Below are 11,866 nucleotides of genomic sequence, written 5' to 3' on the forward strand. Positions count from 1 at the left end.
CCGGATCAGCTCAAAAGCATAAAACCACTACACGATAACGATCTAAACGTGCCCCGGATCAGCTCAAAAGCATAAAACCAGTACACGATTACGGGCTAAACGTGCCCCGGATCAGCTCAAAAGCATCAAACCAGTACACGATTACGAGCTAAACGTGCACTGGATCTGCTCAAAAGCATAAAACCAGTACACGATTACGATCTAACGTGCCCTGGATCAGCTCAAAAGCATCAAACCAGTACACGATTACGGGCTAAACGTGCCCTGGATCTGTTCAAAAGCATAAACCAGTACACGTTACTGCGCAGTATGCAGCTTATGTGCAAAAAAATAGCAGTAAACCAGTTCGAAAAAGTAGACGTTCAATTAAAAATAAATGATTAGGTGATCCAAGTGCTGAAAGAATTTTTACAAGGAAAATCAAGTAAACATATAAATATTAAACATGTCTATCAAACGATACATCGCTATGGTCCGATAACGAAAGGGAAGTTGATCGAACGCACCAACTTGAAACAGACAACAATGGTTCGTATTTTGGAACAATTACTTGAATGGGATTTAATTGAGTTGAATGGGTATGATGAATCAAGTGGGGGCAGGCCACCTGCATTATATCAAATTAACCCGCGGCATCACTATATGATCGGAATCGATCTGTCGCGAACCCATACAAAAATCATGTTAGTTAATCTGGCACTCACTCCGATTGATCGTGTATCATTTCCAATGACAGCACAACATACCCCAGTCTATACCATTGATTTGATCAAACGTACGCTTGAGGAAATGTTGCAGAAGCATCGTTTAACAGACGATGATGTGTTAGGAATTGGGATTGGAGCAGTAGGGCCATTAGATCGAGAAAATGGCATTATATTAGAACCAGATTATTTTCCTGCTACAGGATGGAAACATGTCGCGATTGTTGATGAGTTGAAAAAGGTGTTTCCTCAAAAAGTATTGTTAGAAAATGGGGCACATGTAGCTGCGATTGGTGAGTATTATCATAGTACAATCCCGCACGAAAATATTTTATATTGTATAAGTGGAATAGGGTTGCGTTGTGGCATTTTAAATAATGGGCAATTTGTGCAAAATAAAACAGGTGATGCTAGTTCGTTCGGACAAATGATCATACATACAGGTAGTGAATCAGATTCCATTGGTGAGACATTATCTTCCTTTATCTCGTTAGAATCAATTTTAGAAGAAGTGAAAGACGAGGTTGAGCAAGGAAAAAAATCTATGTTACTGGAACTCGTTAATGGAAAGATGGAAAATAGTAAAATAGAACATGTACTTATGGCTTTAAAACAGAATGATCGTCTAGTTCGAGAAGTCATTATGAAATCAGCCTACTATTACGGGGTTGGGTTAGCCAATATTATCAATGTGCTGCATCCTGATCGAGTTATTTTAAGTGGTATATTAATGCATGAATTTCCTCCATACTATGAAAAAGTAATGGAAACAGCTAAGCAATATATTTATAGATATCATCCTGAAGACGTTTCGTTTGGGAAAGGGGAACTGAAAGAAGATGCAGTTGCAATAGGAGCATCTGTATTAATCTTTGATACGTTTTTTAATGTAAGTGTATAAAAAGGGGTGGGAAGATGAAGAATGCAGACAAACAGTCGTGCTCTTGCTGTGCTGCAAGCAGGGAACAATCAAATATGGACAAACACAAGACACCGGAATCATTCGTAAAGCAAACTAGCAATGAGATCCGGTTTAAAGAAAAGATGATTTATTTACCTGGTGGCGAATTTTTGATGGGGACGGATGATCAAGAAGGCTTTCCACAAGATGGGGAAGGTCCAGTGAGAAAAGAGAAAGTCAGACCTTTTTATATCGATCAACATACCGTAACTAACGCTGAATTTGCTCAATTTATTACTGAAACAGGTTATAAAACAGAAGCAGAGCAATTTGGTTGGTCATTTGTGTTTTATAAATTTATTGATCCCAAGCATAAACATAAAGTTCAACAGGTCCCAGGAACGCCTTGGTGGTTTGCCTTAGAAGGTGCTTTTTGGTATCAACCAGAAGGGGAAGGCTCAACCATTGACCATCGCATGGATTATCCAGTTATTCATGTATCATGGAATGATGCTTTAGCTTATTGTAAATGGGCAGGAAAAAGGTTACCGACAGAGGTAGAGTGGGAATACGCTGCTCGTGGTGGTCTAGAACAAAAGCGTTATGCCTGGGGGGATGAATTGACCCCAAATGGTGAGCATTACTGTAACATTTGGCAAGGTGATTTCCCACGCGAAAATACCGAAGAGGATGGCTATATAGGAACAGCACCTGTGACAGCTTTTCCGCCGAATGGATACGGACTGTATCAAGTAGCAGGAAATGTGTGGGAATGGTGTATTGACGATTGGTCAACAAACCATTCAGTCACAAAAACAAAACATAAGAGTGAGTCAAAAGTAATGCGAGGCGGCTCCTATCTTTGCCATAAATCCTATTGTAATCGATACAGAGTCGCAGCACGCACGTCCAATACCGCGGATAGTTCGACAGGAAATATAGGTTTTCGGTGTGTGACGGATGTGGTTGAATAAGCTCTACAGATAAGGGTGGATAGTTATCCCTGTCTGATTGTGAAACAAAATATAAAACTAATTGAACGCTCAGGATGCTTCTGAGCGTTTTATTTTTGTTAACGTGCGGTTTGCTCCACTCTGAGTAGAATTACATATAAGGGAAAACGATCGAACCGACCGAGAGAAGCCCCGTCACGGTAGATTCAGTCAGAAAAAAGTGAACGAATCAACCGAGAGAGCCCCCGTCACGGTAGATTCAGCAGAAAAAGGTGAACGAGTCAACCGAGAGAAGCCCAGTCACGGTAGATTCAGCAGAAAAAGGTGAACGAATCAACCGAGAGAAGCCCAGTCACGGTAGATTCAGCAGAAAAAAGTGAACGAATCAACCGAGAGAGCCCCCGTCACGGTAGATTCAGTCAGAAAAATACTCCGAATCGACCGAGAGAAGACTCGCAGGGTATACACCCACCGAATCTTAGATAAACGGTGTACCAAGATCAATCAGTTAGGAAGAAAATCAGCAGAATAATAATCACATAAATACATATTTAGGCATTTTCCCCCATACACTCATTACTAGTTTGTTAAATTAATAAATTATTAGATTAATGAAATGGTTGAAGAGGTATACAAATTGTGTGAAGAAAGTGTAGTCCAAGGAAGCCCTTAGTCACCATGAACATTTTCATAATCATTTCCTACTAGGGAATAAAAGGAGGCTATTTAATGGCTTTAAATGTTACACAAAAATTAATAAAGGATCATTTAGTAGCAGGGGAAATGACCCCTGGTGAGGAGATTGGACTAACAATTGATCAAACGTTAACACAAGATGCAACAGGTACACTGGTAATGTTAGAACTAGAGGCAATGGGATTGGATTATGCCAAAACAGAGGCTTCTGCCCAATATGTCGATCACAATCTTATCCAAGAAGATAACAAAAATCCTGATGATCACTTATTTTTAGAAAGTGCAACCAAAAGATTTGGACTGTACTATAGTCGACCAGGAAATGGGGTTAGTCACCCTGTTCATATGCAACGTCTAGCAAAACCAGGTAAAACATTACTCGGATCGGATAGTCATACCTGTGCCAATGGTTGTATGGGGATGCTCGCAATGGGGGCCGGTGGTATTGACGTAGCAATGGCGATTGCTGGAGAACCGTTTTACGTAAAAATGCCTGAAGTGTGGGGAGTTAAATTAACTGGTTCCCTACCAGATTGGGTTAGTGCGAAGGATGTCATATTAGAATTGTTACGCCGTCATGACGTCAAAGGTGGCGTCGGTAAAGTGATTGAGTATTACGGTCCAGGTGTAAAAAGATTATCGGCGATGGATCGTCACGTCATCGCGAACATGGGAGCGGAACTTGGTGCAACAGGTACGGTTTTTCCTTCCGATAAAAAGATAAGAAAGTTTTTAAAGCAACAAAATCGTGAACAGGATTGGATCGAACTGAAAGCAGATCCTGGTGCAACCTATGACATACAAGAAGAGATTAACCTTTCTAAATTAGAACCGCTTGTAGCCAAACCATCAAGTCCTGGTAATGTCGTGCCAGTGCGTGAGGTCGAAGGGGAGCCAATTTATCAGTCGTATATTGGTTCATCGGCAAATCCAGGATTTCGTGATTTTGCCATTGTTGCGGAAATGGTGAAAAATAAACAGGTGGCTAATGGCGTATCATTAGATATTAATCCAACTTCAAGGCAAATGTTAACAAATTTAGTCAATGAGGGATATATGGCAAATCTTATTCCTGCAGGAAGTCGTCTGCATCAAGCAGGTTGTAATGGTTGTATTGGAATGGGGCAGGCACCTGCGACAGGAAGGAACAGTTTACGCACAACACCGCGTAATTTCCCTGGGCGGTCTGGAACCAAAGAAGATAGTGTCTACTTATCTAGTCCAGAGACAGCGGCAGCTTCTGCGTTAACGGGTGAAATTACAGACCCAAGGAAGTTAAAGATCAAGTACCCAGACATAAAACTACCGAAAAACCCTAAAGTGGACACGAATTTATTAGATCAACCATTAGCAATCGAAGAAGCCCGGCAAATGCCGTTAGAAAAGGGACCAAATATTGCTTCCATCCCTGAGATGTTAGAATTGCCAAGTACATTAGAAGTACCGGTTTTATTGAAAATGGGTGATAACATCTCTACTGATGAAATATTAGCAGGTGGTGCGCGGGTTCTTCCATATCGAAGTAATTTACCAGAAATTAGTAAATTTACCTTTGAGATGATTGATGACAGCTATTATGATCAAAGCATGAAATTAAGAGACCAAGGTGGCCATGCGATTGTTGGAGGTTTTAACTATGGGCAAGGATCGAGCAGAGAGCATGCCGCGCTTGCACCAAGGTATTTAGGGCTTCGCGTCGCCTTGGTAAAAGATTTTGCTCGTATTCATTGGCAAAATTTAGTAAACTTTGGCATTTTACCAGTCACATTTGTCAATGAAGAAGATTATGAGAAGTTGGAACAAGGGGATATTCTCCAATTTACCAACTTGCGTAACAACATTCGAAATGGATATGAGTTTTCAGTTCAAATGAAAGGTAAAGGGCAATCGATACCTGTTCGGCATGCTTTATCAGACCGCCAAGTTGAAATCATGCTGAAAGGCGGTTTAATTAATTGGGTGAAAGATCGAAAAGAAACGGCTAATAAATAAATTTAGATGATCGCGCATGTAACTAGCAGTAATCCCCTCACTTCAAAACAAAGAAGGTAAGTGGGGCCGGTGTATGTCCGGTTCAGTTTAACTAACAATCAGTGGGGAAGAAAACCTCCTCACTGATTGAAGTTTCACATTTTAAAATCCGAACTGTGATTCAAATTCTACGATTGAATTTGAATCACAGTTCGGATTTTTTGCTGTATGGAACTGGATTCGTTTATTAGTTGCGCATAGATCTCAAACTGCGGATTGTAGATTGAAACATTGTGACAAAAAAATAAAAAAATTAATAATAAAAAATTTCAGTGCACATAGAATGTAAAACAACCATTTAGAAGACTAGACTTTATCCCGGTGCAATCGTCCGTAAGACTCCCACTTCAAAACATGAAGTGAAACGGACGCTAACACCCCGAATGGTTCAACTAACACTCAGTGGTGGAAGAACAAAAATCCCTCACTGAGTGAAGTTTTACTTTATCACTAGGCAATAATTGAATCTAATGACCTTATTGATACATCGTAAAGAGGAGAGGATACACGTGGTAGAACAATTATCGAAGCTAACGACTGAAAAACGTAATAAACGTACGATGCAAATGGATCAATTATCTACTATAGAAGTATTACAAACGATTAATCAAGAAGATAAAAAAGTTGCAGCAGCGGTAGAAGCGGTGTTACCACAAGTGGAAATTGCTGTTGATCATATTTACCAGTCACTTCGTCAAGGGGGGCGACTGTTTTATATCGGTGCAGGAACAAGTGGCAGATTAGGTGTGTTAGATGCGTCAGAATGCCCGCCAACTTTTATGACAGACCCAGAATTGGTGCAAACCGTGATGGCAGGTGGGATCGAAGCATTTACGAACGCTATTGAAAACTCGGAAGACAATGAAAAACAGGGAGCAAATGACTTAAAGGAAAAAAGTATTACGGACAAAGATGTTGTCATTGGAATAACTGCAAGTGGAAGGACGCCCTATCCAATTGGGGCTTTGAAATATGCACAACGTATCGGTGCTTACACGGTAGGACTATCTTGTAATGAAAATGCCCAAATAAGTCAGTGGGCAAATTGTCCAATTGAGGTAGTGGTAGGACCTGAAGTGCTAACAGGTTCAACAAGAATGAAAGCAGGAACTGCCCATAAAATGGTTCTTAATATGATTAGCACAACGGTCATGGTGAAGTTAGGTAAAGTATATGAAAATCTAATGGTGGATTTACATGCCAGTAATCATAAGTTAAGGGAAAGAGCCAAGCGAATCATTATGGAAATTACTAATGTTTCTTATTCAAAAGCTGGAGAAATGCTTGAACGTGCTAATAAGGAAGTGAAACCAGCTATTGTCATGATTGAAGCGGGGGTTTCTTTAGATGAAGCGAGAAAGGCGATTGAAGCAAGTAATGGCTATGTTCGAAATGCCATTCAAGTTGCTAAACAACAACAACATTCCTAAGTTTGAGTACCAATAACAGTTTGTGCTGTTATTGGTTTCAATATAAAAAACATGTAACAAAAAAAAGGGGAGAAGTAATGTGAGAAAGTTTTCGAAAAGGTCTTTGTTGTTCCTAATGGCAGTCATTCTTATGCTCGGATTAATGGCAGCGTGCTCATCTAATTCTGCAGATGACGAGGAGCCAAGTGAATCAGAAGATCCAACAACAGAAGACACGAATGAAGAGAACACAACAGAAAATGAAGGAAGTTCGGATAAGATTTCAGGCGAGCTGGAAATTCAATATTTTGTTGGTGGGTATGGTGACTCTTGGTGGAAAGAAGTGATTGGGGATTTCCAAGAAAAATATCCAGAGGTCACGATTACCGAACATGCTGGACCTAACATTAATGATGAGATGAGATCACGTTGGGTATCTGAAGATCCACCTGATGTCGTCTATATTGATGGTGCAGGCTCTAGTGAAACACAAATGGTAGAGGATGGCCAGTTGATGAACCTATCAGATTGGCTTCAAGGTGTAGAGTTAGAAGATGGTACACCACTTGCAGATAGCTTCATTGTTGAACCAGCTAACTATGATGGAGAGATTTATAGTTTACCGCTTGTATTTGATACTTGGGGAACTTGGTATGATAAAGCATTGTTTGATCAAGAAGGGTATGAAGTGCCAACTGATTTTGATAGCTTCATGAATTCGATGGAAGAAATTCAAGATGCAGAAGGGATTGCGCCATTTGTAACGACTGGTCAATATCCATACTACTTCCTTCGTGGATACCTTTATCCGGCATTTGGTGCTGCAGGTGGTGATGAGCTTCTTGCTGATGTGATTAAAGGGGAAGAAGGGGCATGGACGAGTGAAGCCGTCCTAAATGTAATGAAAAATGTAGAAGAAATGCAACAAGCAGGTTTCATTGATGATGGCTTTGGTGCACTAAACCATACACAGTCACAAATGAACTTCCTTCTACATGACAATGCATTTATCCCGGTAGGTTTCTGGTTACCGAATGAAATGGCGAATGATACTCCAGAAGATTTTGAATATGGATTTATCCCGTCCCCAATGCATGATGCTGGGGAGCCGGCAGCAATTGTTCCAGACCTGCGTCCTCTAGCAATTGCCGAACAAGCGGAAAATCCAGAAGCAGCGAAAGCATTTGTTGAGTTTGTCTTTACAAAAGAGTATGCAAGATTGTTTTCTGAACATACAGGTGCGATTATGAACCTTCAAGGTGTGGATCTCTCTGCAAATGAAAATGTTCCAGAATATCTGATCGATGCAAATGAAATGATTAACGACCCAGAACAAGTTCAAATTTATCATAAACCACATCCAATGAGTTCGGATCTTGAAACACCAATTAGTGATGCTCTTGTTTCTCTAATGCTAGGCAATATCACTGCTGAAGAATTCGTTGAAGAAGCAGAAGCGGCTGCAGCAGAATATCGCAGTGAACTAGAATAACTAACTATTTGAACGAAGTGGAATGTAAAGGCAAAGGGTGAGTCTTTGCATTCCGCTTTTTCTATAATAGGTTGTTTTCTGCAATGCTTCGTCATAAGAAATATAGAATCCGACGTAAGTTTAATATGATTATCTTATATCCTGATTTGAATTGAGTGTAATACAACCGCTTCGGTAGAATACTCCGCTTTCCATGGGCACGGCCTCGGGCCAATAGGATGTTGGTCACGCAGGCGTTGCCACAGGACGTGGCGAACTTAGCCTACGTTCCTTACTTTACCAAGTGGATCTTCAGCTCGTGCTGTTCCCATAGGAGTCTACGTATTCTACCTACGCTATTAGTGGTGTTCTGTTTAACGTCAGATAAAATACCTAAACCAATAGCTGAATCTGAGTGCATTGTTATCTATGAGAAAAGGGATTTTCTGTACGTATAATCAAGCAAAAAGCTATAAAATTACGATGCACACAACAAGAGCGGAGGAAATACACGGAGACTCCTACGGGAGGAAAGGCCTAGGTGAGACCCCGCAGCGAGGGACGAGCGAGGAGGCTCATCAGCCGCCCGTGGAAAGCGTAGTGTATTTCCGGAGCTCTATACTAGCACTCATTTTGTAAGAGTGAGCGAGAAAACCATTAGTTACGTCGGTGTTCTATCAACTCGGACGTATAAAAAAGCAACAAAAATATAACTTTTCCGAAAGAGGGTGATTGGATGGTACAGTCGAACAAACAAAAATATACATTCCTCGCTTTTTGTTTAATTCCAACCCTTGTCATGTTTTCTATTTTTACACTTTATCCTTTGTTTAGTGGGTTGTATTACTCCTTTTTTGAATGGTCTGGCTCCTCTGCTAATAAAGAGTTCATTGGTTTTAGTAACTATATTAAACTGCTAAATGATTCGATCATTCCAGATACGATCATCCATGATTATTTTCTCGTTGCAACAAAAGTAATTGGCATTATGGTATTAGCTTTATTTTTTGCTGTTGCTTTAACACAATTAAAACTGAAAGAGGCTCCATTTTATCGAATTATCTTTTTCTTTCCGAATATTATGTCTGTTGTTGTGATTGGGATTTTGTGGATGTTTATCTACAATCCAAGCTTAGGGTTAGTGAACTCAGGGTTGGAGTTTCTCGGATTAGAAGACTGGACAAGACCATGGTTAGGGAATGAAACATGGGCATTACCGAGTTTGGTGCTACCTTCTGTTTGGGCTGGGATTGGTTTGTTTTTGTTATTACTAATGGGCGGGATTTCAAATGTGTCCAAAAGTTATTATGAGGCAGCAGAATTGGATGGTGCTTCCGAATGGCAGCAATTCTGGAAAGTGACACTTCCGCTTATTTGGCCACAAATTAAAGTGTCCATCCTTTATATAGTGATTACCACTCTAAATGGTTCGTTTATTATCGTACAAGTCATGACAGGTGGTGGACCAAATAATTCTACACATGTGATGGGGTCTTATTTATATCAACAAGCATTTGTTCAATATAACTTTGGGTATGGTGCCACGATTGGGGTTATGATTTTAATTTTATCCTTAATTACGGTATTGATTTTGCAATTGTTCATGCGCAGAGAAAAAGTCGAGTACTAAGTAAAGTTTTCTATAAAATTGTAAGGGGGGAGATGCAGTGAAACGTATCATTACCCAAACTGGTATTAGAATTCCATTAATCATCTGGTCGATTGCGGTATTATATCCGATTATTTGGATGTTTATCGGCTCTTTTAAAACAAATGCCGAAATATATGCAAACCCTTGGGGACTTCCAGAGTCATTTGGTTTCCAAAATTTTGTTCAAGCGTGGTCGGAATATAATATTAATATAAGTATTTTTAATAGTTTAATTGTGACAGTTGTTGGTGCGCTTTTAACATTAGTTTTAGCCATTCCAACAGCGTATGCGATTGAGCGTCTTAAGTTTAGAGGGAGTAACCTGTTGTTCACTATATATGTCTCTGCGATGATGATTCCAATGGTACTTGGATGGATCCCACTATTCTTTTTGTTAATGCGTCTAAATTTACTAGATAACATCTTTGGCTTAGCTATCGTCTATGCGATTAGTCAATTGCCATTCAGTATTTTTGTGTTAACAAGTTTTATGGGGACGATTCCTAAATCGCTAGAAGAATCGGCCGCGATTGATGGAATGAGTCCGTATGGTATTTTGTTCCGTATTATTACGCCGCTTTCCATGTCGGGAATAATCACTGTGACCATCATGAATGCGATTCAGTTTTGGAATGAATATTTCATGGCCTTGATTTTCTTACAAAGCGAAGAGAATTATACATTAGCATTAGCAATCGATTTTATAAGTAATGAAGCGCAATATACGAATAATTGGGGAACATTATTTGCGAGTCTAACAATTGCGGTAATACCGGTTATTATTTTGTATGCGATTTTCCAACGTCGAATTGCCAAAGGAATGACAGAAGGTGCAATTAAAGGGTAAAGGGATGAGACTATGACAGCAAAACAAAAACGAAAAACAAAAAAATCTCTATCTGGTGGATTAGCAATGTTACGAGAAGTGATCGATCAATTACCGCCTTCCGAAAAAAAGTTAGCCACGTATATTTTAGAACAACCAGATGAAGCCATCCATTGTACAGCCAATGAGTTAGGGAATTTAAGTTCAACAAGTAGTGCCGCAGTGATCCGCTTATGTAAATCACTTGGATTAAAAGGGTTGCCAGAACTAAAACTGAGAATATCTGGTGATTTGCATAAAGCAACGGAGGTGGAAAACTACCGAGATATTCAACCAGGGGAATCGCAAACATCTATTGTCGAGAAAGTGACCAATAATAGTTTGCGAGCGATCACGGAGACAACCGAATTCTTAAATTATGAAACCCTTGATCAAGCGGTAAAGGCCTTACAGCGAGCAAGCAAAATTTACCTATTTGGTGTTGGAGCATCTGGTATCATTGCTCAAGATGCTCAACAAAAATTCTTCCGTATGAATAAGGCAACCTCAGCGTTTACAGATATTCATAACGCCGCAATGGATATTGCGACCGTGACAAAAGATGATGTGGTATTTGGGATATCTTTTTCAGGTGAAACGAAGGAAACGGTAAAGATTATGGAACTAGCTAAACGAAAAGGGGCAACAACGATCAGTTTAACAAGGTATGGCAATTCTTCAATCGTAGAGCATTCGGACATTCATTTATATATTTCAGCCTCACGAGAAGTACCTGCCCCATTTAGAAGTGGAGCTACTTCTTCACGGTTGGCCCAATTGCATATGATTGACCTTTTATTCGTTAGCGTCGTAACAGGGAACTATGAAGAAGCAGCTCTGTATTTAAATGAAATAAAGAATGCAATGGAGTTTTTGAAGCAGGAGTGAATGATGATTCCAACATTAAGCCGGTTTTCGGTAAAAGCTGTGGAACGAGTGCTGAATTGGCGGGGATACATGGATGAAATAACGGAATGAGAGACCGCGAGTTGGGAAGAAGTGGTTCCTCATTCCGTTAAATGGCTAAAAAAGACCAAAAATGGAGGGAAAGCGGATCGTGTGGACCTCTGTCAAGAAAGTGGACACCAAAATAACGAAAAGTTGTTTAATATTGGTCGTGCAGAGACTTTTCTTAACTTTTTAAGATCATAGATGATGCCGTGGAAGCGTCAAGCCCAGCCCGCT

General features: G+C 40.0%; 8 protein-coding genes. All 8 read left to right on the forward strand.

The window, feature by feature from the left end; genetic code table 11:
* Positions 1-393: 393 nt before the first annotated feature.
* The 8 genes from FCI53_RS20290 (at position 394) to FCI53_RS20325 (ending at position 11,569) form a co-directional block, all read left to right on the forward strand.
* Entirely contained in the window at positions 394-1,605 is a 1,212-nt protein-coding gene (locus tag FCI53_RS20290; protein ID WP_138420812.1) for an ROK family transcriptional regulator, read from the forward strand.
* A 14-nt stretch (positions 1,606-1,619) separates the two neighbouring features.
* On the forward strand, positions 1,620-2,579 hold the full coding sequence (locus FCI53_RS20295; protein ID WP_138420813.1) for a formylglycine-generating enzyme family protein: 960 nt from the start codon (positions 1,620-1,622) through the stop codon (positions 2,577-2,579).
* Between the two features lie 708 nt (positions 2,580-3,287).
* Positions 3,288-5,246 carry an aconitate hydratase gene (locus tag FCI53_RS20300; protein ID WP_138420814.1) on the forward strand — a complete coding sequence of 653 codons (1,959 nt, stop codon included), beginning with the start codon at positions 3,288-3,290 and terminating at the stop codon, positions 5,244-5,246.
* 548 nt (positions 5,247-5,794) lie between these two features.
* Entirely contained in the window at positions 5,795-6,715 is a 921-nt protein-coding gene (murQ, locus tag FCI53_RS20305) for an N-acetylmuramic acid 6-phosphate etherase (protein ID WP_246050172.1), read from the forward strand.
* Between the two features lie 115 nt (positions 6,716-6,830).
* Entirely contained in the window at positions 6,831-8,186 is a 1,356-nt protein-coding gene (locus tag FCI53_RS20310; RefSeq protein ID WP_138420818.1) for an ABC transporter substrate-binding protein, read from the forward strand.
* Positions 8,187-8,901: 715 nt separating this feature from the next.
* The gene (locus FCI53_RS20315; RefSeq protein WP_138420815.1) at positions 8,902-9,795 is read left to right on the forward strand and encodes a carbohydrate ABC transporter permease; all 894 of its coding nucleotides are present in this window, start codon (positions 8,902-8,904) and stop codon (positions 9,793-9,795) included.
* 37 nt (positions 9,796-9,832) lie between these two features.
* Positions 9,833-10,663, forward strand: a complete 831-nt coding sequence (locus FCI53_RS20320; RefSeq protein ID WP_138420816.1) for a carbohydrate ABC transporter permease — start codon at positions 9,833-9,835, stop codon at positions 10,661-10,663.
* Positions 10,664-10,675: 12 nt separating this feature from the next.
* The gene (locus FCI53_RS20325; protein ID WP_246050173.1) at positions 10,676-11,569 is read left to right on the forward strand and encodes a MurR/RpiR family transcriptional regulator; all 894 of its coding nucleotides are present in this window, start codon (positions 10,676-10,678) and stop codon (positions 11,567-11,569) included.
* Positions 11,570-11,866: the final 297 nt, after the last annotated feature.

Origin of the sequence: Aquibacillus sediminis (assembly GCF_005870085.1) — a bacterium.
Taxonomy (GTDB): domain Bacteria; phylum Bacillota; class Bacilli; order Bacillales; family Amphibacillaceae; genus Aquibacillus_E; species Aquibacillus_E sediminis.